Below are 23,402 nucleotides of genomic sequence, written 5' to 3' on the forward strand. Positions count from 1 at the left end.
TGAAAGTGTCTGGTAGTTAACCAGGCACTTTTTCTTATATTTATACGACTTTTTCCCCCTTATTCCGACAAAATAACTAAAAACATTTTGACGGTTATGATGTTTTGTAATATACTGAACACAGAATTATCAGAAAAAAGTAATAATTGTAAACTTTTCGACTTCAAAAAAAGGGGGATACAACAATGGAAAATAGGCAGCAATGGGGAAGCCGCTATGGGTTTATATTAGCAGCGGTCGGCTCAGCTATCGGCCTAGGCAATATCTGGAGATTTCCAGCCGTTGCTTATGAGAACGGTGGGGGAGCATTCTTCATTCCATATCTAATAGCACTTTTAACGGCAGGGATTCCCTTACTGATTCTAGAATTTACGTTAGGTCATAAGTACCGTGGCTCTGCTCCACTTTCTTATTTCCGTCTACACAAAAAAGCGGAATGGCTAGGATGGTGGCAAGTATTTGTAGCGTTTGTTATTTCCACTTATTACGCGGTAATCATCGCTTGGGCGATTAAGTACTCCATCTATTCATTAAACTTAACTTGGGGAGACAAGCCTTCAGACTTCTTTTATGGAGAGGTTCTTCAATTAAGTAAGACACCTGGTGATATGGGTGGTATCGTACCAGGGATTTTAATCGCACTTCTAATCGTTTGGGTCGTGACGCTTCTTGTTCTTTATAAGGGTGTTTCAAAAGGAATCGAGCGTTTTAATAAAATTTTCATCCCAGCTTTAGTTATTATGTTTACGTTAATCGTAATTCGTGCCGTAACCCTTGATGGTGCAGCTCAAGGTTTGAACACGTTCTTTACTCCTGATTGGAGCATGATCAGTAACGGTAAGGTATGGGTAGCAGCTTACGGTCAGATTTTCTTTTCTTTATCTATCGCATTTGCAATCATGGTTACTTATTCGAGCTATCTGCCTAAGAAATCAGATATTAACAATAATGCGTTTATTACTGGTTTCGCAAACTCAGGTTTTGAACTACTAGCAGGAATTGGTGTATTCGCTGCATTAGGATTCATGGCGATGCAACAAGGTCTGCCAGTTGATGAAGTTGTAAAAGGCGGAATCGGACTAGCGTTTGAAGTATTCCCAGCCATCATCAACGAGTTCCCAGGCGGAAATGCCTTCTTTGGAACCATGTTCTTCTTAACCCTTGTATTCGCTGGAATGACATCGTTGATCTCGATTGTTGAAACGTATGTGGCAGCATTACAAGATAAATTTGGAATCTCAAGAACAAAAGCCGTTTTGATGGGTGGAGGAGTAGCATCTGTTATCTCATTACTTTTCGCTACAAAAGGCGGACTGTACATGCTTGATATCGTGGATTACTTCATCAACAACTTCGGTATCACATTAGCAGGTCTTGTAGAAGTAGTCATTGTTGCTTGGTTCGTAAGACAATTGGCTGGACTTCAAAACCATGCGAACGCTATATCTGACTTAAGAACAGGATTATGGTGGAAAGTTTGTCTAGGTGTGATCACACCAATTCTTCTTGGCTACATGATGTTTGATAACATTAGACAGAACCTAAAAGAAAACTATGAAGGTTATCCTACAGAATTAATCCTTACGTATGGTGTAGCAGTTGCAGTTGGCGTAATCGTACTCGGCATCGTACTCGGTCTAGTGAAGTGGAAATCTGAAGTGGCAGTAGAAAAAAAGGAGGTCAGCTAATATGACAGGCAGTGCGATTACAATGATGGTGATTGGCATGGTGATCTTATGGGGCGGCCTCCTTGCAAGTATTGCAAACGTGGTTCGTGTTTCGAGAAAGAAATAAAGAGTGAAGCTGATTCTTCTGTTGAAGAATTAGCTTTTTCTTATGATGGCGCTCGTAAATCAGAGCAAGGCTCGAGATTTACGAGCGCCATATGAAAAATACGAGCGCCATATGAAAAATACGAGCGCCATATGAAAAATACGAGCGCCATATGAAAAATACGAGCGCCATATGAAAAAGAAGCCCTAAAGCTTCTTTTTTTACTTTCTTTATCTTCGCCTGTTGCTAAGACGCTCCTGACGTTCCCATGCCTTTAAATAAGGGTATGGGTCGAATGCCCATTCTGTATATCCGTTGTCACGGTACATCCCAAAATGCAGATGAGGGGGGAATTTCCCGGAAGTTCCAGGAGGACCGTATCCTGAACTTCCCACGTATCCAAGCACCATCCCAGGTTCGACGATTGTACCTTTTTCAATTGCTTTATTGAAGCTCCCTAAATGGGCGTAATAATGATACACATTATTGATATCACGGACACCAATTCTCCATCCACCAAAACGGTTCCAACCTTTAATCTCAACTATACCGTAAGAAACAGCTTTTACCGGAACACCGTAATTCGCAAATATATCTGTGCCTTCATGGATACGTAATCCACCAAACCCACGTCTGTCACCCCATGTGCTTCTGTAACTATAGTTGGATCTTAATGGAACGATAAAGCTGTGTTTGTCTAAAGAAACCGTTCCATACGTCTCATAGATCTTAGCGTTTTCCATAATAATATCTACGGCTTTATCTCGCTGGTAATAGCTCCAAAGGCCGATTCTGAAATTTTCTATATCATGTCCATGCTTCTTTATGATCTCACTGAATGTAAACAGAATGTCTTCATCATTGTTTCGATCAGCAATTCCGTCGTTGTTACCGTCTTTTCCGATGCCTCCAAACATTGAGATACGTTCAGGATTTGTATCATCCATAGTTGTGTTTATTGGTCCAGACCATTGTAAGGGAGAAAAGTAAATGCCGACTAATCCTTTTCTGGCAGGTAGATCTCTTCTCGCTTTTCTTACGCTTCTTTCATATTGGTCTACCCCTGCAAAGTAGTGCCATGGAATGAGAGTTACGGATTCCATTTTTTTATAGAGGCTAAGCCTTTCCACATCTTCTTTCGTAAATCGCTCTGCTGCCGTACTCCTGCTTTCCGGAAGAAAGGTTATTAGAAGGGCTGTCAGAGTGAGGAACAGGACTGTAAATTTCCTCATACGTCCCAATCCACTCCTTTCTTTCATTTATCTATAGTTTGTTGAAGTTATAAAAAAACATGAAGGAAAAATGTTGGAAAAAACTCTTGTTTGGAATTTTGCCCTGTCGTATGGTAGAGTATTGATGGGACAATAATGTTTAAGTAGAAACTAAAATACGAACGTTCATTATACGAAAGACCAAGAAAATCTGGGGTGATGATGATGGCAAAGAAAGAAGAATACGTACGTAAACCCGAGTGGTTAAAAATAAAGTTAAATACGAATGAAAATTATAAAGAACTCAAAAAGATGATGCGTGAGAAAAAGCTACATACCGTATGTGAAGAAGCAAAGTGTCCGAACATTCATGAATGCTGGGCTGTAAGAAAAACAGCGACTTTTATGATCCTTGGAGATATTTGTACACGTGCTTGTCGTTTTTGTGCAGTAAAAACAGGACTACCAACAGAACTTGATCTTCAAGAGCCAGAACGTGTTGCAGAATCTGTTGAGCAAATGGGTCTGAAACACGTCGTAATCACAGCGGTTGCGCGTGATGACCTTAAAGATGGCGGTGCTCATGTATTCGCAGAAACTGTTCGTTCTGTACGTGCTCGTAATCCGTTCTGTTCGATTGAAGTTCTTCCATCTGACATGTTAGGTGACTTTGATGCACTGAAAACATTGATGGATGCAAAACCAGATATTATGAACCACAATATTGAAACGGTGCGCCGTCTTTCTCCAAGAGTTCGTGCACGTGCAACGTATGATCGAACGATGGAATTTTTACGTCGTGCAAAAGAAATGAATGCTAACATTCCTACAAAATCCAGTCTGATGATTGGGTTAGGAGAGACGTGGGAAGAAATTGTAGAAACGATGGATGATCTACGTGCAAATAACGTTGATATCATGACGATCGGACAATATCTACAACCTACTAAGAAGCATCTAAAAGTACAAAAATATTATACACCAGATGAGTTTAAAGAATTGCGTGATATCGCGTTCTCTAAAGGATTCAAGCATTGTGAGTCAGGACCACTCGTGCGTTCTTCCTACCATGCTGATGAGCAAGTAAACGCTGCTGCCCAAAACAGCTAAATAAAAAGGAAAGCCAGAAGCAATGATCTGCTTCTGGTTTTTTATTTGCCTTCCATTTCTCCACGCATATTGTTCGTTTCGCCGTTCATCTCACCGTTTTCATTTTCCCCGTAGTTCCATTTCTTGCCTTGAGGCGCTTTTTTCATTTGTAGGATCAACTGGTCCATGATTCCTTCGATCTGTTCGGTATCATTGTTCAAGGATTGATATTGTTCGATCTTATCGATCATTCCTTTTTCATCTGATACATACACATGATAATATCTTGGAACAACAGAGAAACCAGTCATCTTTACTTGATCAGCAGCTGCATTTCGGTCCTTGTTTGTTGTCTTGTAGCCGATCAAAACTTCTTCATCTGTAACTAATGTACCGACATCTTTAATATTAGGTAATTGTAGAACCATATCAGAGATCATATCGGCAAGCTTCTGACGATTTAAGTATGGAACCGCATTTCCTGTTTTTACTTTGTCCCCTGACATATGACGCATATATCCAAAGTCCCCATAATTCATGTTGTTGCCAATTCGATTCTCATCTTTTACATTCGTTTTAGAAAATTTATATTCTTGCCCCATCTTCTTTTGATCACCGCCGCCACATCCAGCAAGCATCAAGCCGATCAAAAAAAACATTCCTAGTTTTTTCACAGGTGTTTCACCTCCTTATTCTATAGAGTGCCTTAAAGTAGAAGATCTTTTACGAAGAAATTGTTGGCTGTAAATAGCACAAGCATGGTAAAATAAGTATCAGGAAACGAGGTGAAGCATTTTTGATTACAGTTGGTAATTATTCCTATGAAGTGATTGAAGATGTAAAAGAAGCCTTTAACGAGGAACAATTTAAAGCGCGCTATAGTGAAATCTTACATAAATACGATTATATTGTTGGTGATCTCGGTTACGAACAGCTTCGACTTCGTGGGTTCTTTGAAGACAATCATGAAAAGGCTACGTTTGATACGAAGATCAGCACATTGCCGGAATACATTTACGAATATTGTAATTTCGGTTGTCCGTATTTTGTAGTCAAAAAAGTTAACCCCTGAGAAATTCAGGGGTTTTTCTTTTTCTTTAGCAATGATCGGCTGGCATGCAAGCTAGTACAGACTAGGCCAAGTTGCCTTATGAGCCTCGAGAATCTTCATAAGGTTTTTCCGTATGATATTCTGGATCATCGTGTGTAGGATGAGCACCAGGATCTTGTCTTTCCAGACCTTCATGAAGGGTTTTGTTTTCATAGTTAAAGGCGCTATAATAACGCTGTTCTTCTCTCCAAGGAGTCGATTTACCTAAAGCTCTTTTGATAGGTGAGCCATATGGACCTTCAGGCAAATCCTCAGGAAGTACGTAATTACGACCAGTCTCTACATTCGAAAAATCGGTATATTGTTCTTTTTCTTTTTCGAACAAAAAAACCATCCTCTCTTCGGCCATTTTAGGATAAGAAAGTATCCTTATCTAAAGTGTCTCCAAGAAAGTATGATTCTTTTTTGGTACATTTTGATTACATCTTAAACAACTTCAGCTAAAAATTCACGAAGCTCCATCGCGTCTTCTTCAGTTAGATTAAACGCGTGTTCCAAATAGCCTTCTTCTTCTAGGTCATCTTGACCGATGATGGCATATGTACTACCTAACATGTTCAGTACTAATGACTTTCCGTAATGTCTGGTTGTTTTCGTGATGGCAAGATCAAAGCGAGTATTACGTCCCATAAAGCTTACAAAGCGCGTTTCTGTTGTTTCTTTATCATCATATAAGAAAAATGTTTCCTCGTTCATTTTGTTCCTCCTTCGTATTAAGTAAAAATTAAATTTTGAGTCCATATGATTGTTCTTACTTTATGTTACACTTTACTTGAGAAACTTACAAAAGGTGATGACTATGTATTTTGTTGATCGAAAGAAAATCAATGAACATTTAGTGTATATGGACGAATTAATTCGTACGTTTAAGGAGTTATCCACTCCTGCAAATAAACTCGAAACACTTGTGGTGGAAAGAATCGGACATATGTTGATCGAATCGATGATGGACGTTGGAAACATGATTATTGATGGATTTATCATGCGCGATCCTGGAAGCTTTGAAGACATTCTTGATATCCTAATTGATGAAAAAGTAATTCCGAACGATGAAGCAGTATCACTGAAAGAAGTGGTGAACCTACGTAAATCACTTGTTCAAGATTACACTTCTGCTGATAGTAAAGTCATATTTGATACCATCTCATCAAAAGAGAAAGAACTCTCAGCATTCCCGTTACACGTTAAAAGGTACCTAGAAGAAGAGTTGGGGCCAGTTTCCGCATTTTTACCTGAATAAGGATAAAAGAGTTTTTATACATTTATATTTAAAAATGTACGTTTACCCTTATTTACGATAAAATGGTGACAAAGGATGGTGATGACCATGAAGAATCACACCTCAACCCGTGATGAGATCATCTATCTTTTAAAAAGAAATAAGAGGATGACTGTTACGGAAATGGCAAAATCCCTCGGAATAACCGAAATGGCTGTTCGTCGTCATCTCAACACATTAGAACGTGACCATGTGATTGAAACGACTCTTGTACGACAGGCTATGGGAAGACCAATCCATTTTTATCATCTTACAGCAAGCGGTGACGAACAATTTCCACGAAACTATTCAGGACTTACCGTTGATTTTTTGAAAGATATAGAAGAAGTGAGTGGTACAGAAACAATCGATGAATTATTTAAACGACGTGAAAATCGTCTGCAGGATAGATACAAAGATCGAATGAACACACTCACAGAGTTTGAACAAAAAGTAAATGAACTGGCTAATATTCAGAATGAAGCAGGTTACATGGTAGACTGGGAAAGAGGAGAAGACCCTGATACCTATGTATTAACAGAGTACAACTGTCCGATCGCGAAGGTTGCTAATGAATATCAGCAAGCCTGCTCCTGCGAGCTTTCACTCTTTAAGCGCATGCTTCAAACAGACGCTGTTGAGCGAAAGACGTGCATGGCAAAAGGCGGAGATTATTGCTGCTATGTGATAAAAGAAGAAAAGCAAACATCTGAAGTCTAAACGCTTCAGGTGTGTTTTTTTTTGAAGTGGGTAAAATGAGAAGGTACATAAAAGGAGAGAGTATGATGAAGGCATATAAAGGATTCTTGATTGATTTAGACGGAACGATGTATCGTGGTACAGAACGAATTATTGAGGCCGTTGATTTTGTAAAAAAATTAAACGAAAAAAACCTTCCCTATTTGTTTGTCACAAACAATTCTTCTAAAACAAAAAAACAAGTGGCAGATGTGCTTGCAGGATTTGATATCCCAGCATCTGCTGAGCATGTGTATACGACGAGTATGGCAACAGCCAATTATATTGCTGAACAAAAACAAAAGAAAAATGCGACAGTCTATTGTATCGGTGAGGATGGAATTAGAGAAGCGCTTCAAGAACAAGGGCTGGAACTAGTAGAAGAGAATCCTGATTTTGTTGTGATCGGAATCGATCGCTCGATCACCTATGAAAAGTTAGCAAAAGCATGCCTTGCAGTCCGTAACGGAGCGACTTTTATCTCAACAAACGGTGATATCGCTCTTCCAACGGAAAGAGGACTTCTGCCAGGAAACGGCTCACTGACTTCTGTTATTACTGTTTCTACGCAAACAGAACCAACGTTTATCGGTAAGCCTGAGTCCATCATCATGGAGATGGCGTTAGAAACACTCGGAACGAAAAAAGAAGAAACACTCATGATCGGGGACAACTACCAGACAGATATCTTAGCTGGTATTCGTGCCGGGATCGATACGCTGCTTGTTCACACAGGAGTTACAACAAAGAAACATCTTGAAGAAATTGATGTGCATCCTACGTATACGGTTAATGGATTGGACGAGTGGGAGATCAAGTAAGCTGATTCTTGAAAGTGGTTGATTTCCGTTTCAGGATGCTCGCTTTCCGCGGGGCAGGCGGTGAGCCCCTTGCCGCTATGCGCCCTTAGGAGTCTCACCTGTCCCGCTTCTAGGAAGCATCCTTGCCCCTGCGTCTACTAGCTGATACTTACGCAGTTTGCTTCCTCAGAAGCTTATCAGGTAGCAGGTACGCACCTTGCACTTCAACCAACTTGCCAAGGAAGCCAAATAATTGAATCACTTACTAATAAATAAGAACTTATGCAGCTTTTAGTTTCAGGGTATTGCTTCCCCCCGTGGGGACTATTTAGCAACAACAATTTAATAGAAAATAAAAAAGGCTTAAGTCTAAGAGAGTTCTCTTGTTCTTAAGCCTTATTTTTATTCTTCATTTGCTGCACGATGTGCTAATCTGCTCGATGCTGCTGCTGCAATAGCACCGACGATGTCATCTAAGAAGGTGTGGACCATGCCTGTAGACTTATCGTTAAGTTTCTCTAAGATTCCTGGTTTTTGTTTATCGATGAATCCGTAGTTAGTAAAACCAATCGAGCCATATATATTCACTATTGAGAGTGCGATCACTTCATCAATCCCATAAAGACTTTCATCGCGAGCCAATATTTCTTGAAGCGGCTGTTCAAGTTTTTTCTGTTCCGCTAATACATCAAGTGCAATACCTGTGAGAATGGCATTCTGAACTTCACGTTTTGCGATGACTCTTTCAACGTTTTCTCTACATACATCCATTTTTAGGTCAGGATGGTAGGGGACTTGGAGAAAATAAACAAGTTCAGCGATATCGTTTACCGTAACGCCCCGTTCGTTCAGCTGTTTGCGTGCAGTTTCTTCGACTTTTTCCACTTTTTTATTTGGCATCCTTGTACTCCTTTTCTCTGTTAGTCTCCTTAGCTTTGTATAGTATATGTTTTCATAGTAAAGTTATGAATTTATAAAAAGTACTAACCACTTCGCCTATATGGGCATACAATGTTGTATCCAATCATGCGGTGGTGTGCTCAAGTTTGATCTAAAAGAGATGATCTGCCGCTGGAAAGCTGAAGGGGTGGGGGGATCGGCTTTGTTTGAAAGAGATATATTTCATCATTATCAACTAGTTTGTGAAGACAGAAGATCTGAATCGGGTTATCGGACCTTCTATTGCAAAGGAAACCAATACATCGTGATACCACAGCAGCAGATGTCTTATGAAAAACTGCAAGAAATGATGTATATCAGTGATTATCTGCAGCAACGAGGAGAGGAGAACATTCCCGTTCTACAGCCAACGATCACTAATATGCCTAGTGCTTATGTTGATGGAGAGTCTGTAATCATCTTTAAAGTGGAACCGAAAAAAGGAGAGCATCGTAGTAGTGAAATGGGCTCTGAGCTTGCAGAGTTTCATAAGCGAGGAAAAGGCTTAGAACAATATTATCCAGTTGAACAAATCGCATACGGACAATGGCCGTTATTATGGATCAATCGAATGGATGAGATGCATAACCGTTATGCAGAAATTTCGGCGAGAAAACAAAAGAACGATTTTGATCAATTGTTTTTGACGACATTTCCTTATTATGAGGGAATGGCTGAAAATGCGATTCAATATATTACAGATTACCAACTAGAGAGAGGACCTAAAGGAATAGGTTCTGCTGCCATCTGTTACGATCGATTCAGCGAGCGGTCATGGATTCGTACGTCTAACAGTTTTGTTAAGCTGCCTGTTGGCTGGGTGATCGATAGTCCGATGAGAGATCTTGCGGAATGTATCAGAGAAAAGATCTATCAGCCAGAATTCAGAAGTCATGAAGTGCTGCAGTTGATCGATGATTATGAAAAAGTTAAGCCATTATCCAAGGGAGCTTGGAGACTTCTTTATGGCAGGCTCCTTTTTCCTTCACAGTACTTTGATACAGTTGATGAACATTATAATAATGAGAGAGATATTGGAAAAGAACTATATGTACGCCGCTTTACTGACTTAATCTCGTATGAAAAGCAAAATGAATATTTCTTAAAAAGCTTTTACAGATCGATCGGTCTTCCGGTCCAAGAGTTAAATATCCCAATGGTCGATTGGCTCGTTCCAATGATCTAAAGAAAGAGGTGGCTCAAAAAGTAAGATTTTGAGTTATACCTCTTTTTTTGTTGTTTTCGTCTACAGAGTTGGCTTTGAAAGTAGTTGATTTCCGCTCCAGGTTGCTCGCTTTCCATGGGGCGAACGGTGAGCCACTTGCCGCTTTGCGCCATTAAGTGTCTCCACCTGTCTAGTTGCAGTGGCTAGCCCCTCGAGGTCAAAAGTTGAATGGTCAAGAAGGCAAAGTGCGCCTTCCTAGTCCATTTAACTTTTGCTTGTCGGGGCTGAACGAGCCACTTCCACATTTCGGCCTGACCGCTCGTCCCATAGGAGTTGGCAACCTTGCGCTCCAATCAACTTGCAGAGGAAGTGAAAAAGAAAAGCAAAATTCTTTTTAGATATATTGTACAAGAATATTACCAGCATAAGTACCATTGCTTTATTTTCTGACTTTACCATGAGAAAATAGCAAGCAAGGAGTGAAAGCGTATGCAAAAACTTTATGTTTTTATAACACGAAAATTACCTAAAGAAACTTTAACTCAATTGGAGCAGGTCGCACAGATCAACATGTGGCCTCATGAAGAAGAGGCTGTACCACGGGAAGTGCTTCTTTCCGAAATCAAAAAAGCAGATGGAATGCTCACGATGCTTTCAGACAAAATTGATAGTGAAGTATTGGATGGAGCCTCTTCACTAAAAGTAATCGCTAACCTAGCTGTAGGCTATGACAACATTGATGTCGCAGCTGCCAAGCAAAAGGGGATAACGGTTTGTAACACACCAGATGTATTAACCGATTCAACGGCGGATTTAGCATTTTCTTTAATTCTTGCGACAGCTCGCAGAGTCGTTGAATCAGCGAATTATGTAAAAGAAGGAAAGTGGAACAGCTGGGGACCTTTATTGCTTGCTGGAGCAGATGTACATCACAAAACAATCGGAATCGTTGGAATGGGTAGGATCGGTGAAGCTGTAGCGAGACGAGCAAAGGGCTTTGATATGGAGATTCTATATCATAATCGAAACCGTAAGCCTCATGCAGAAATTTCGCTAGATGCTGAATACAAAGAATTTCATGAGCTTTTAAAGCAATCAGATTTTGTCGTGTCTCTTGCACCATTAACACCTGAGACAAAAGGGATGTTTAACCGAGAAGCGTTTCAGAGCATGAAGGATAGCGCGATCTTCATTAATGCAGGCAGAGGTGCGACAGTTGATGAATCTGCCCTTATTGAAGCCTTACATAACAAAGAAATCGCTGGTGCAGGGCTTGATGTATTTCAGCAAGAGCCGATTGATGTCGATCACCCTCTTCTGTCGATGAACCAAGTAGTAGCACTTCCTCACATCGGAAGTGCAAGTGTTGAAACAAGGATGAAGATGGCTGAACTTGCTTGCAGAAACATAAGCAATATATTGAATGGAAAAGGCGCAGAAACGCCTGTTACATAAGGAGGTACAAGATGTATCGTTCTTTAGAAGGAAGAACAGCCATCGTTACGGGAGCGAGCCGAATAAACGGAATTGGCGCAGCTGTATGTGTTGAGCTTGCAAGTAGGGGAGCTAACATATTCTTTACGACATGGGGGACATATGACACGACGATGCACACAGGTGATCATACAAATGACCCGGAGCTGCTTGTAGAAAAATTAAAAGATCTAGGAGTGAAATCTCTGTATGAAGAGATTGACCTTAGCGTTTCAGAACATATCCCAAAACTTCTAGAAAAAGTTGAAAGAGAATTAGGTGTACCAAGCATTCTTATAAACAATGCCTGTATGTCACAGAATCACAACTGGGAAGATACGACTAGTGCGATTTTAGATGCTCATTATGCGATCAACATTCGTGCAACAACTCTACTAAGTATAGAGTTTGCCAAGCGTTTTACAGGGAACAGAGGCAGCATCGTTCATCTAACATCCGGCCAGTCGAAAGGTCCGATGCTCGGTGAATTAGCGTATGCTGCTACAAAAGGAGCGGTTGATTCGTTAACGATTTCCCTTGCTGCTGAAATCGGACATAAAGGAATCACTGTTAATGCAGTGAACCCTGGCCCTACAGATACAGGCTGGATCAATCCAGAATTAGAAAAAGTTCTTCTTCCAAAGTTTCCTGGTGGAAGGATCGGGAAACCAGAAGATGCGGCAAGGTTAGTCGCATTTTTAACAACGCCCGAAGCAGAGTGGATAACCGGACAGATCATCCATTCAGAAGGTGGATTCTTAAGACAATAGAAAAATTTTTAAAGACTGACTTTAGTGGTATCTTCGTGTACCGGAAAAGTCAGTTTTTTTATTAAAATTAAATTATTTATAAATATACTATTGAATTAATTTTTATACAGTCCTATAATGAACCATAACTTATTTAAGGAGTGATGGAATGAGAGCAGGAATTATAGGTGTAACCGGATATGGTGGTATGGAACTATTCCGGTTGCTATCTGCACATACGGAGATAACCGAAGTTGTTCTCTATTCATCCTCTAGAGCGGGTAAAGAGCTTTCAGAAGAAATTCAGCATCTGTCTCATGTTCATGATCAGAAGCTAAGATCGCTGAAAAAACTGCCCAGTGATGGATTAGATATCGTGTTTTCCTCCGCACCCAGCGGTGTTTCGTCAGAGTTTCTCCCTATGCTAGTTGATGAAAACTTGAAAATCATTGATTTAGCAGGAGACTTTCGAATAAAAGATGCTGACACCTATCGAGCGTGGTACAAAAAAGAACCTCCTCCACAATCCCTCGCGAATGAGGCGGTATACGGATTAACAGAATGGAAGAGAGAAGAGGTACGAAACGGGAAGCTGATCGCGAACCCAGGATGTTATCCCACCGCAGCTCTTATAGGTATTCTCCCGCTATTAAAAGAAAAAGTGATCGATCCATCCTCACTTGTGATTGATGCAAAGAGCGGGATCTCCGGAGCGGGTGCTACTCCGGGCAAAGGAACGCATTTTACACAAGTAAATGATAGCCTCGGTATCTACAAGATCAATCAACATCAGCACATTCCAGAGATCGAGCAAACGATACAGTCGTGTACGGATATTGAAACGAAGATTACATTCAACACACATCTCGTTCCAATGACAAGGGGCATCATGACGACGATGTATGCGGAACTCACCGGTCCAGTTACTTCACGATCTGTAAAAGAAATCTATGAATCTTATTACGGCAGTGAATTCTTCGTCAGAGTTCATAATGAAAAAGCCAATCTGTTTACAAAGCAAGTATACGGATCCAATTTTTGTGATGTAACGTTTGCCGTCGATGAGCGAACAAATCGAATCACGGTGATCTCTTGTATTGACAATCTATTAAAAGGAGCGGCAGGTCAAGCTGTGCAAAATATGAATGTAATGTTTGGAATGGATGAAACGAAGGGATTAAAAGCTTCACCAATGTTCCCTTGACTAGAGGAGGCAAGATAGATGCAGGCAACAAAAGCGGCTATTCAGAAGATAACAGGTATTAACATCGCGACGCCAAGAGGATTCTACGCAAGTGGAATTCATTGTGGAGTGAAACATAAAAAACTCGATCTAGGATTGTTGTATAGTATTACTCCGGCAAACGCGGCAGGTGTTTATACAACGAACCAAGTACAGGCTGCTCCGCTAAAAGTTACTCAGAATAGCATCTCTCAAGAAGGGAAGCTTCAAGCGATCATCGTGAACTCTGGGAACGCAAATGCTTGTACAGGAAAAAAAGGCTTGAAAGATGCAGAGCACATGCAGAGGCAGACCGCTGAAAAGCTGGATATCCCTTCCCACTATGTTGGAGTTGCCTCAACAGGGGTAATCGGTGAACATCTGCCGATGGATAAAATATCAACTGGTATTGAAAGCTTAGTCCTAGATTCTGAGTTAAAAGGCTCGATCGACTTTTCTCAATCCATTTTAACGACAGATACTGTCTCCAAGAATACAGCTTACTCGCTAAAAATTAATAATAAAAGTATTACGATTGCAGGCACAGCAAAAGGATCAGGGATGATACACCCCAATATGGCTACGATGCTAGGTTTCATCACGACAGATGCAGCTGTCCAACAAGATGATCTTCACGACGCTTTGTCTTTTGCCGTAGAACGTACGTTTAACTGTATTACTGTGGACGGTGATACATCGACGAACGACATGGTACTTATGCTCGCAAACGGAATGGGTGAGAATGAAGAATTAAATAAAGATCACCCCCAATGGCAACTATTCTTAGATGCACTCGTACTCGTTTGTGAAGATTTAGGCAAACTTATCGCAAAGGATGGGGAAGGTGCGAGCAAGCTGATCGAGGTTCATGTTAATGGTGCAGCATCCGATAAAGATGCGAGAATCATAGCAAAAACCGTAGTGGGCTCTCCGTTAGTGAAGACCGCTGTATTTGGCTGCGATGCCAACTGGGGCAGAATTCTTGCTGCAGCTGGATATAGTGGTGTTTTGTTTAATCCGGACGCCGTAAAAATACAAATCGGTGAACATGAAGTTGTAATAGATGGAGAGCCGGTTCCATTTTCAGAGGAAAAAGTTCGTACCTACTTAAAAAGCCATGAGATTCATATTTCAGTTGAACTATCAGAAGGTTTTGGAAGTGGAAGAGCGTGGGGATGTGATCTTACGTATGATTATGTTCAGATCAATGCAAGTTACCGTACTTAAGAGGAGGCGAGTATTGTGTTTCATGTTATGAAGATCGGAGGAAGTACGCTAGCTAACTTACAGTCTGTTTTTTTTGAAACTCTTAAAAATAGGATTCAACAAGGCGAAAAAATCGTTATCGTTCACGGAGGAGGGCCAGAAATTAATAAAAAGCTGTCAGAATTCGGATTGCCGTTAGAAATGAAGAATGGCATCCGAGTAACAAGGACAGAATCCCTTTCCTGTGTGAAGACAGCGTTAAAAGACATTACCAATGCAAACCTTGTAGAGAGATTAAATAACGAAGGCATAGCAGCTCAAGGACTTTCTGGTGCAGAGGATTACCTGCTCACTTGTGATTTTTTAGATAAAGAGAATTATGGCTGGGTTGGAAACGTTCAGCAAGTAAATACAGACATCATCCAAAACGTGTTAGATGATGGCAAAGTTCCAGTCATAGCATCTTTAGGTGTAACAGAATCTGGAGAAACGGTTAACATTAACGCAGACACTGCAGCAGGAGAAACGGCAGCTGCATTATCTGCCGAATCAATCTGTTTTGTAACAGATACCCCCGGTGTTTCCGTGAATGGAGAGTGGATGGAATGTTTAACGATCACTGACATTCTGAAAAGTATCGTTGAAGGACACATAAGCGGTGGCATGGTACCAAAGGTTGAAGCAGCAATTAAATGTCTGGACCTAAACATCAAGCAAGTACGAATCACCGATCAAACTCTGTCTGGTACAGAATTACTGAAGGAGGTACCGATCACATGAGTGCACTTTTTCCAACCTATAAAAGAAAACAGATACAACTTCAAAAAGGAAACGGAACGTATGTATTTGACCAAAACAATAAAAAGTATCTTGATTTCACGAGCGGAATAGCCGTAACAAGTCTAGGACATTGTCATCCTGAAGTGATTGCAGCGCTTCAAAAACAGAGCGAGTGCATCTGGCATACTTCCAATCTCTTTGAGATCCAACAGCAAGAGTTGCTCGCTATGACGCTTATAAAGCACACACAACTGGATTTAGCTTTCTTTTGCAATAGTGGAGCTGAAGCGAACGAAGCTGCAATCAAGCTGGCTAAGAAATTTACAAAGAAAAATAAGATCATTACGTTTAACGATTCTTTTCACGGTCGAACGTTCGGTTCCATGTCGGCGACTGGTCAACAAAAGATAAAAGAAGGGTATGGACCGCTCGTATCTACATTTCTACACCTGCCTTGGAACGATATTGAGCAATTGAAGAAACAGGTAGATAAAGACACAGCTGCGATCATGATGGAAGTCATTCAAGGAGAAGGCGGTATCAAAATCGCTGACCTAGGTTTTTATAAACAAGTGCAAGAAATCTGTGAGAAAAACGATATTTTATTAATTATCGATGAAGTGCAAACGGGTATCGGGAGAACAGGAAAGAGATATGCTTTTGAACACTTCGGATTAGACCCTGATATCGTTACACTAGCCAAAGGATTAGGAAACGGTTTTCCGATCGGAGCTATGTTAGGTAAAATAAAACTAGCCGAAGCGTTTGGACCAGGAAGTCATGGAACGACGTTTGGTGGTAATCCTCTCGCTTGTGCAGTCAGCCAAAGTGTATTAAATATCATCTTTAATGATGAGTTCTTAAACGAGGTTGCTAGAAAAGGAAAGAACTTTAAAGAGCAACTAGAGCATCACTTAATAAAATTTCCATCCGTAAAAGAAATAAGAGGAGAAGGATTGTTGATAGGCATGGAGTGTGAGGAAGCTGACGATATAATAGCGAACTTAGAAGAACAAGGTCTATTAACCGTTCCTGCGGGAAAGCATGTTATTCGATTACTACCCCCGTTAAATGTTACGGATGAAGAGTTATCGGTAGCTGTAAACACGATTCAAAGAGCATTTAACAATATGTATGAAAAAGTGACCTAAAAAGGTGCTATTTTTTTACACATAAGTGAATAAAAATACAATAATATATTAGTTTTATACAAGGAGTGGAGTTCCATGAAAGGCTGTATAACGCTATCTAACAGTCACACATTCGAAGGTGATTGGATTAGTGATCATCATTTTGGTTCAGGTGAAATTGTATTTTATACAGGAATGACGGGGTACGAACAAGTTTTGACTGACCCTTCCTATCAAGGACAGATCGTCGTTTTTTCTTATCCTTTTATCGGAAATTATGGATTTGATCCTAAGAGTATGGAATCAACAAAGATTCAAGTGGCTGGAGTCGTGATGGCAGAGTGCTTTGAATTTGCTGCTAAAGATGGTCGTCAATCTATCGTTGACTTGCTAAACGTCTATCAAATCCCTGCGTTAACAAATGTAGATACTAGATCTCTTATTCAACAAATTCGAATACAAGGATCACTGCCTGCTGTGATGCATGTATCAGACATCTTGCCAGATTCTTTTAAATTAGAAGAATATTGGCCTGCGACATCCATTAAAAAGACGGGTTCAGGAGATACGCACATCGTCTTGATTGATTTTGGATATAAAAAGTCCATCGCTGATGCTCTCATTAACGAAGGATGCAGTGTAACAATCGTTCCGTTCGATCAAGAGGTCGCCGATATTGAAAAACTAAATCCAGATGCTCTTGTATTTTCAAACGGTTCTGGTGACCCTATGAGATTCTCTAACTATTTTCATCGATATAAAAATCTAGCGAAGCGCTATCACACATTAGGCATCTGTCTCGGTCACCAGATTCTTGCTTTAGCGTTCGGTGGTGAGACGCGAAAGCTGAAATTTGGTCACAGAGGTGCGAATCAGCCAGTTATGAACTTGAAGACAGGTAAAGTATCAATGAGTTCTCAAAATCACAGCTATGTGGTCCAAAAAGAAAGTTTAGCACAAACAGGGTTCAATATATGGTTTGAGAATGTGAACGATGGAAGTGTCGAGGGATTGTGGCATCGTTCATTCAACGTTGCGAGTGTACAATTCCACCCTGAAGCAGCACCTGGTCCGAACGAACACAAAGAAATCTTTAGACATTTTATTAAGGATGTACAACATACAGAGAAGGTGAGAAGTTATGCCTAAACAACAAGACATCAAAAAAGTGCTCGTGATCGGATCAGGACCGATCGTAATCGGGCAGGCAGCAGAATTTGACTATTCCGGCACACAAGCGTGTAAAGCACTAAAAGAAGAAGGGATAGAAGTGGTCCTGATCAACAACAATCCTGCTACGATCATGACGGACAACACGTTTGCAGACGTTATATACTTTGAACCCCTAACAGCAGAATATGCTGAACAGATTATTCATAAAGAAAAGCCTGATGGACTGCTAGCAACAGTTGGTGGTCAAACAGGACTTAACTTGGCGATGGACCTTCATGAGAAGGGAATCTTAAAAAAGTATGAGGTACAGCTTCTAGGTACGGATATTAACTCGATACAAAAAGCAGAGGACCGAGATCTGTTTCGATCTTTGATGAAGCATCTTGGAGAACCTGTGCCAGAAAGTGAGATTGTTACTTCAATAGATGAAGCGGTCCATTTTGCCGAAGAGACTGGTTATCCAGTGATTGTTAGACCAGCATATACACTTGGAGGGTTTGGCGGAGGAATTGCTTCAACGAAAGAGAAACTGACGACTTTGGTCAAACAAGGTCTATCGGCAAGTCCGATCAATCAATGTTTAATCGAAAAAAGTATCGCAGGCTACAAAGAGGTTGAGTATGAAGTGATGCGTGACAAGAACGGAACTTGTATCACGGTTTGCAACATGGAAAACGTTGATCCTGTGGGTATTCATACAGGTGATTCTGTAGTAGTAGCTCCTAGTCAGACGTTAACAGATGATGAATATCAATCATTAAGAAAGGCGTCATTGACCATCATCTCGGCGCTTGAAATCGTGGGAGGATGTAATATACAGTTCGCGCTTCACCCAGATAACTCTCAGTATTATTTGATTGAAGTGAATCCGCGTGTGAGCAGGTCTTCTGCTTTAGCTTCAAAAGCAACCGGATATCCGATCGCAAAGATTGCTGCCAAACTTGCACTCGGATATAACCTGCATGAATTGAAGAATCCAGTAACCGGAACGACCTTTGCGAGTTTCGAACCAGCTCTAGATTATGTAGCTGTAAAAATGCCAAGATGGCCGTTCGATAAGTTTCCTCATGCTGACCGAAAACTAGGAACTCAGATGAAAGCAACTGGCGAAGTGATGGCGTTAGAGAGAAACATGGCTTCTGCTTTTCAAAAGGCTATTCGTTCACTTGAACTAAAAACGAACGGCATATATTTAAAAGAGCTTTCTGCTCTAGACGAGGATACACTTGTAGACCTCGTAGTTTCAGCAGATGACCGACGCTTTTTCGTTGTAATGGAACTTTTGCGAAGAGGTGTATCTTCAGAAAGAATTCATGAATGGACTAAAATCACACCTTACTTTTTATCCATTTTTCAAGGTATGGTCTCTTTGGATGAAACTCTGCAAAAAACGAGCCTGCAACAAGTAGAAAAAGAGCAGCTTCAGTTGGCAAAAAAACATGGTTTTACAGATCGATATTTATCAGAGATCTGGTCTGTTTCGGAAATAGAGGTACGTCATAAAAGAGTAGAATGGAACATCACGCCGACGTATAAGATGGTGGATACGTGCGCAGCAGAGTTTGAAGCAAAAACAACTTATTTTTATTCCAGTTGGAGCGGGAAAAGCGATAGAATTCCTGATCCAAAGAAGAAGGTCGCTGTTATCGGGTCCGGTCCCATTCGAATCGGGCAAGGTGTTGAATTCGATTATTGTTGTGTGCATAGTGCAATTGCTCTTCGTGCATGTGGATATGAAGCGATACTGATCAACAATAATCCTGAGACCGTAAGCACGGATTATGAAGTATCTGACTCTTTATATTTTGAATCTCTAACTTTTGAAGACATACATCACGTTTTGGAGTTTGAAGGCATTTCAGATGTCATTCTGCAATTTGGCGGTCAAACATCGATTAATTTGGCTAAAGAGTTAGAAGAGGCAGGGTATTCTGTTCTTGGAAGTCCGGCAGACACGGTAGATCAAATGGAGGACAGAGATCGATTTTATCAATTTTTAGACACATTAAATATTCCTAAAGTTCCAGGACACTCCGCAATGAGCGAAAAAGAAGTTAAACAATATGCAAGCCGACTAGGGTTTCCAATCCTCCTGCGTCCTTCATACGTGATTGGTGGTAGCGGGATGAAGGTGCTTTATTCTGATAGGGAACTGACCAGTTATTTGAACGAAGAACAAGTAAATTATCCCGTTTTAATTGATACATTCTTAGAAGGAACAGAAGCGGAAGTAGACGTTTTAAGTGATGGTACCGATGTATTCATTCCTGGCATTTTTGAACATTTAGAAGGAACCGGGGTTCATTCGGGAGACAGTCTGACTGTTACACCTCCGCAATCTTTATCCAGTTCTGTAATTGATCAAATAAACGCTTACTCTGAAAAGATCGCACGCAACATAAGGTATAAAGGATTGTTTAACGTTCAGTTCGCCATAAAGAGTGAAAAGGTATATGTGATTGAAGTGAATCCAAGAGCCTCTCGAACAGCGCCGATCATGAGTAAGATTACGAACGTAAACCTTGTCCAGAAGGCAACACAACTGCTTCTTAGTCACTCATTAAAATCGTTGAACCTTGAAGATGAGCATAACGGCCAACCAGAAGTTACCGTGAAAGCACCTGTTTTCTCCAACATAAAACTGCCTGGTGTCACCCCAGTGTTAAGTCCGACGATGCTCTCAACCGGAGAAGTGATTGGAACGGACGCTAACTTTCATGGAGCTTTAGTAAAGGCTTTAAAAGGCTCTAGCCTTCAATTAGCAGATCTTTGGAATCATGAAGGAAGTATTTTTGTGGAAGGAACTCTCGCTGAAGCTGCTTCAAAAGGCTGGGAGGAGCTTGGTTATTCCGTACTTACAGCAAATGACCTGACATTTGATGAGTGGTTAAAAACAGATAACAAAGCCATATATATAAACTTTTCGAATGATAGTGAAAGCCAAAATGCTAAACGTGCCGTTCTAGAAAGAATTCATGTGCTTACAAGGAAAGAAACATCTAACGCATATTTGGATGCCATAAGCACCTCGAATAAAATGAGAAAGGAAGTGTTGATCTGATGTCTATCGTACACCCACTTCGCCAAACGGAAACTCAGAAAAATTTCCTAACGTTGATGGATTATTCTACATCTGAAATTATCGATTTATTAAATCTTGCAAAAGACTTAAAGAAACAAGGACCATCTGCGCCACCTTTATTAAAAGGAAAGATTTTAGGAATGATCTTCGAGAAATCTTCGACTCGTACTCGAGTGTCGTTCGAGGCTGCTATGCTGCAGCTCGGCGGTCATGCCATCCATCTGTCGACTCGTGATATTCAGATGGGCAGAGGAGAATCAATCTCAGATACAGCAAAAGTTTTGTCTGGTTATCTAGATGCGATAATGATACGCACGTTTCATCAATCCACGGTTGAAGAGCTTGCAGAGAGCGGATCGATACCTGTAATCAACGGACTTACGGACGATTTTCATCCGTGCCAAGTACTGGCAGATCTTCTTACGATCTTAGAATATAAAGGATCATTCAAAGGGAAAAAGTTAGCATATATCGGTGACGGAAATAATGTCGCACATTCTTTGATGATCGGCGCTGCGAAAGTTGGGATGGATTGCACGATAATTTGTCCTAAAGACTACGATCCAAAGGAAAAGATTGTTTCTTATGCAAAAAAGATTGCAAAACAACACGGATCTGTTGTCGAGGTAACTCATGATCCGATTGAAGGTGTTAAAAATAGCGATGTGATTTACACAGATGTTTGGGCTAGTATGGGGCAAGAAGCAGAGGCAGAGGTGCGTCTAGAACATTTCAAAGGTTATCAAGTGAATCAAGAGCTTGTGTCACATGCAAAGAGTGATTATATCTTTATGCACTGTTTGCCTGCGCATCGAGAGGAAGAAGTGACGGCAGAAATTATTGATGGTCCTCATTCAGTTGTTTTCCACGAAGCTGAGAACCGTCTTCACGCTCAAAAAGCACTGCTTGTTCGTTTGATGTCATAATTCAAAAAAGCAGTTTTCAGTATTCATTGCTGCTCTTGAAAGTAGTTAATTTTCGCTCCAGGTTGCTCGCTTTCCACGGGGCGTACGGTGAGCCTCCTGACGCTTTGCGCCATTAGGAGTCTCCACCTGACCGCTCGTCCCGTAGGAGTCTCGCAACCTTGCGCTACAATCAACTTGCAAATGATGAGAATAGAAAAACAAAGGTAACACTCTGTAGAAAAGATCTTCAAATGGTGGTTCATGGGGTTCACATCACCCCATGCTTGTCGTTGTTTAACATCACTTCAGCATTTTAATACTAGGAGTCAGTACTTTCCGCTCCAATCATTGCATGTTTGCATCATTAAACTCCCAAAAAGGTCAAATCAACTAGCATTGACTAGGCAGTTTGACCTTTTCTGTACTAGGAAGACAACTTAGAAAATCCCTCTGAATTTAAGTGGTCTTATATTCAAGAATTTTTGTTTTAGACTTCATTGAAAAGTTGATTGGAGTGGAAGGTGGGAGACTCCTTCGGGACAGTTGGGCAGTTCGAAAAGTGGAAGTGGCTCGTTCAGCCCCGACAAGCAAAAGGTGAATGGGCTAAGAAGGTGCACTTTACCTTCTTGACCGTTTAACTTTTGACCTCGAGGGGCTAGCCACTGCAACAAGACAGGTGAGACACTTAAGAGTGAAACGTTAAGAATGTGGCTTACCGCCTGCCCCGCGGAAAGCAAGCAACTGGAAAGGAAATCAACGGCTTCCAAAAAAGCAACAAGCAAAACAGCCAAAAAAAAAAAGCCGCTCTTGATTGAGCGGCTTCTTGCGTTTTATTAAAATACTTGTTCTAATTCAACAACACCAGGAACTTCTTCAAGAAGTGCACGTTCGATACCTGCTTTTAGTGTGATTGTTGAACTTGGGCAGCTACCACACGCTCCCATAAGGCGTACTTTTACTACACCTTCTTCAATATCCACTAATTCCACGTCTCCTCCATCACGAAGAAGGAATGGGCGTAATTTATCAAGAACTTCTTCAACTTGTTCACGCATCTCTAAGTTTTGAGTTTCAGCCATAATAATCAAGGCTCCTTTCTTAAAAAGAACTTACTCTTAGTATACGGGATATGGAATAAAAAATCCATGAGCAAGCATCATGATATTTGCTCCTTTTTCTTTTATGATAAATAAGGTATGATGAAAGCAAATAAGCGCATACATTGAGGTGATTCTTCATGAGTAACTCATTTAGTATTAAAGTATACGGAGCTGAACAGAAATGTGCCAGCTGTGTTCATCTTCCTTCAGCAAAAGAAACAGCTGAATGGCTAGAGGCAGCAATCTCAAGAAAATTTCCAAACTTGGTGTTTCATGTTCTTTATATAGACATGGAAAATACGGAAAATGAGATCGATCAGGCATTTTCAGAAAGAATTATAGAAGAAGACCTTTTTTATCCTGTTGTCGTGATTGATGGAGAGGTAGTAGCAGAAGGTAATCCGAATCTAAAAACAATCTATGCAATTATAGAACAGAATGGCTATGGCGCTGTAAGTTAAGCGCCTATTTTTTAAAATTTGGGTTTGTACACACGCC

The 23,402-nt window shown here is 40.7% G+C and carries 24 protein-coding genes; 18 read left to right on the forward strand and 6 right to left on the reverse strand.

Features of this window, described 5'->3' with window-relative positions:
• Window positions 1-185 precede the first annotated feature (185 nt).
• Entirely contained in the window at window positions 186-1,688 is a 1,503-nt protein-coding gene (locus ACOZ9X_RS02640) for a sodium-dependent transporter (RefSeq protein WP_144698287.1), read from the forward strand.
• A 1-nt stretch (window position 1,689) separates the two neighbouring features.
• A complete protein-coding gene (locus tag ACOZ9X_RS02645) occupies window positions 1,690-1,794 on the forward strand; it encodes a methionine/alanine import family NSS transporter small subunit (RefSeq protein ID WP_137791787.1) in 105 nt (34 codons plus the stop codon).
• A gap of 209 nt (window positions 1,795-2,003) precedes the next feature.
• On the opposite strand, the gene ACOZ9X_RS02650 is transcribed toward ACOZ9X_RS02645, so the two are convergent.
• A complete protein-coding gene (locus tag ACOZ9X_RS02650; protein WP_423416920.1) occupies window positions 2,004-3,005 on the reverse strand; it encodes a M23 family metallopeptidase in 1,002 nt (333 codons plus the stop codon).
• Window positions 3,006-3,209: 204 nt separating this feature from the next.
• Between ACOZ9X_RS02650 and lipA the strand changes: the two genes are divergently transcribed.
• Entirely contained in the window at window positions 3,210-4,094 is an 885-nt protein-coding gene (gene lipA / locus ACOZ9X_RS02655) for a lipoyl synthase (RefSeq protein ID WP_066397309.1), read from the forward strand.
• A gap of 41 nt (window positions 4,095-4,135) precedes the next feature.
• On the opposite strand, the gene ACOZ9X_RS02660 is transcribed toward lipA, so the two are convergent.
• Window positions 4,136-4,747: a YhcN/YlaJ family sporulation lipoprotein gene (locus tag ACOZ9X_RS02660; protein ID WP_423416921.1), complete on the reverse strand. Its 612-nt coding sequence runs from the start codon at window positions 4,745-4,747 to the stop codon at window positions 4,136-4,138.
• A 122-nt stretch (window positions 4,748-4,869) separates the two neighbouring features.
• On the opposite strand from ACOZ9X_RS02660, the gene ACOZ9X_RS02665 reads away from it, so the two are divergent.
• Window positions 4,870-5,145 carry a YutD family protein gene (locus tag ACOZ9X_RS02665; RefSeq protein WP_066397303.1) on the forward strand — a complete coding sequence of 92 codons (276 nt, stop codon included), beginning with the start codon at window positions 4,870-4,872 and terminating at the stop codon, window positions 5,143-5,145.
• Window positions 5,146-5,221: 76 nt separating this feature from the next.
• Here ACOZ9X_RS02665 and ACOZ9X_RS02670 read toward each other — a convergent pair whose 3' ends face one another.
• Together ACOZ9X_RS02670 and ACOZ9X_RS02675 are read right to left on the reverse strand one after the other, a co-directional pair.
• Window positions 5,222-5,518, reverse strand: a complete 297-nt coding sequence (locus ACOZ9X_RS02670; RefSeq protein WP_225218678.1) for a hypothetical protein — start codon at window positions 5,516-5,518, stop codon at window positions 5,222-5,224.
• A 92-nt stretch (window positions 5,519-5,610) separates the two neighbouring features.
• Window positions 5,611-5,880, reverse strand: coding sequence for a DUF3055 domain-containing protein (locus ACOZ9X_RS02675; RefSeq protein ID WP_144698299.1), 270 nt, complete (start codon window positions 5,878-5,880; stop codon window positions 5,611-5,613).
• A gap of 103 nt (window positions 5,881-5,983) precedes the next feature.
• Between ACOZ9X_RS02675 and ACOZ9X_RS02680 the strand changes: the two genes are divergently transcribed.
• The 3 genes from ACOZ9X_RS02680 (at window position 5,984) to ACOZ9X_RS02690 (ending at window position 8,001) form a co-directional block, all read left to right on the forward strand.
• Entirely contained in the window at window positions 5,984-6,424 is a 441-nt protein-coding gene (locus tag ACOZ9X_RS02680) for a DUF86 domain-containing protein (protein ID WP_423416922.1), read from the forward strand.
• Between the two features lie 81 nt (window positions 6,425-6,505).
• On the forward strand, window positions 6,506-7,162 hold the full coding sequence (locus tag ACOZ9X_RS02685) for a helix-turn-helix transcriptional regulator (RefSeq protein ID WP_225218721.1): 657 nt from the start codon (window positions 6,506-6,508) through the stop codon (window positions 7,160-7,162).
• Between the two features lie 65 nt (window positions 7,163-7,227).
• Entirely contained in the window at window positions 7,228-8,001 is a 774-nt protein-coding gene (locus ACOZ9X_RS02690; RefSeq protein ID WP_423418208.1) for a TIGR01457 family HAD-type hydrolase, read from the forward strand.
• Between the two features lie 381 nt (window positions 8,002-8,382).
• Here ACOZ9X_RS02690 and ACOZ9X_RS02695 read toward each other — a convergent pair whose 3' ends face one another.
• Window positions 8,383-8,880, reverse strand: a complete 498-nt coding sequence (locus tag ACOZ9X_RS02695) for a phosphatidylglycerophosphatase A family protein (protein WP_066397286.1) — start codon at window positions 8,878-8,880, stop codon at window positions 8,383-8,385.
• A gap of 202 nt (window positions 8,881-9,082) precedes the next feature.
• On the opposite strand from ACOZ9X_RS02695, the gene yutH reads away from it, so the two are divergent.
• The 10 genes from yutH (at window position 9,083) to argF (ending at window position 21,825) form a co-directional block, all read left to right on the forward strand.
• Window positions 9,083-10,105 (forward strand): spore coat putative kinase YutH, encoded by a 1,023-nt coding sequence (gene yutH, locus ACOZ9X_RS02700; RefSeq protein ID WP_423416923.1) that lies wholly within the window; start codon window positions 9,083-9,085, stop codon window positions 10,103-10,105.
• 468 nt (window positions 10,106-10,573) lie between these two features.
• The gene (locus ACOZ9X_RS02705; RefSeq protein WP_423416924.1) at window positions 10,574-11,539 is read left to right on the forward strand and encodes a 2-hydroxyacid dehydrogenase; all 966 of its coding nucleotides are present in this window, start codon (window positions 10,574-10,576) and stop codon (window positions 11,537-11,539) included.
• Window positions 11,540-11,550: 11 nt separating this feature from the next.
• Window positions 11,551-12,327 carry an SDR family oxidoreductase gene (locus ACOZ9X_RS02710; protein WP_423416925.1) on the forward strand — a complete coding sequence of 259 codons (777 nt, stop codon included), beginning with the start codon at window positions 11,551-11,553 and terminating at the stop codon, window positions 12,325-12,327.
• A gap of 148 nt (window positions 12,328-12,475) precedes the next feature.
• A complete protein-coding gene (argC, locus tag ACOZ9X_RS02715; protein WP_423416926.1) occupies window positions 12,476-13,510 on the forward strand; it encodes an N-acetyl-gamma-glutamyl-phosphate reductase in 1,035 nt (344 codons plus the stop codon).
• 18 nt (window positions 13,511-13,528) lie between these two features.
• Complete coding sequence (gene argJ, locus ACOZ9X_RS02720) at window positions 13,529-14,755, forward strand: bifunctional ornithine acetyltransferase/N-acetylglutamate synthase (protein WP_423416927.1); 1,227 nt, start codon at window positions 13,529-13,531, stop codon at window positions 14,753-14,755.
• A gap of 15 nt (window positions 14,756-14,770) precedes the next feature.
• Window positions 14,771-15,514 carry an acetylglutamate kinase gene (gene argB, locus ACOZ9X_RS02725; protein WP_423416928.1) on the forward strand — a complete coding sequence of 248 codons (744 nt, stop codon included), beginning with the start codon at window positions 14,771-14,773 and terminating at the stop codon, window positions 15,512-15,514.
• Entirely contained in the window at window positions 15,511-16,665 is a 1,155-nt protein-coding gene (locus ACOZ9X_RS02730) for an acetylornithine transaminase (protein ID WP_423416929.1), read from the forward strand. Before argB ends, ACOZ9X_RS02730 begins: the two co-directional genes overlap by 4 nt.
• Window positions 16,666-16,740: 75 nt before the next feature.
• Window positions 16,741-17,793, forward strand: coding sequence for a carbamoyl phosphate synthase small subunit (locus ACOZ9X_RS02735; protein ID WP_423416930.1), 1,053 nt, complete (start codon window positions 16,741-16,743; stop codon window positions 17,791-17,793).
• Window positions 17,786-20,878: a carbamoyl phosphate synthase large subunit gene (locus ACOZ9X_RS02740; protein WP_423416931.1), complete on the forward strand. Its 3,093-nt coding sequence runs from the start codon at window positions 17,786-17,788 to the stop codon at window positions 20,876-20,878. Before ACOZ9X_RS02735 ends, ACOZ9X_RS02740 begins: the two co-directional genes overlap by 8 nt.
• Window positions 20,878-21,825: an ornithine carbamoyltransferase gene (gene argF / locus ACOZ9X_RS02745; RefSeq protein WP_423416932.1), complete on the forward strand. Its 948-nt coding sequence runs from the start codon at window positions 20,878-20,880 to the stop codon at window positions 21,823-21,825. Before ACOZ9X_RS02740 ends, argF begins: the two co-directional genes overlap by 1 nt.
• A gap of 812 nt (window positions 21,826-22,637) precedes the next feature.
• Here argF and ACOZ9X_RS02750 read toward each other — a convergent pair.
• Window positions 22,638-22,883 (reverse strand): NifU family protein, encoded by a 246-nt coding sequence (locus tag ACOZ9X_RS02750; RefSeq protein WP_066238880.1) that lies wholly within the window; start codon window positions 22,881-22,883, stop codon window positions 22,638-22,640.
• A 158-nt stretch (window positions 22,884-23,041) separates the two neighbouring features.
• On the opposite strand from ACOZ9X_RS02750, the gene ACOZ9X_RS02755 reads away from it, so the two are divergent.
• Window positions 23,042-23,365, forward strand: a complete 324-nt coding sequence (locus ACOZ9X_RS02755) for a YuzD family protein (RefSeq protein WP_423416933.1) — start codon at window positions 23,042-23,044, stop codon at window positions 23,363-23,365.
• Window positions 23,366-23,402 lie beyond the last annotated feature (37 nt).

This window comes from Fictibacillus nanhaiensis (assembly GCF_049537595.1).
Classification (GTDB): domain Bacteria; phylum Bacillota; class Bacilli; order Bacillales; family Fictibacillaceae; genus Fictibacillus; species Fictibacillus nanhaiensis_F.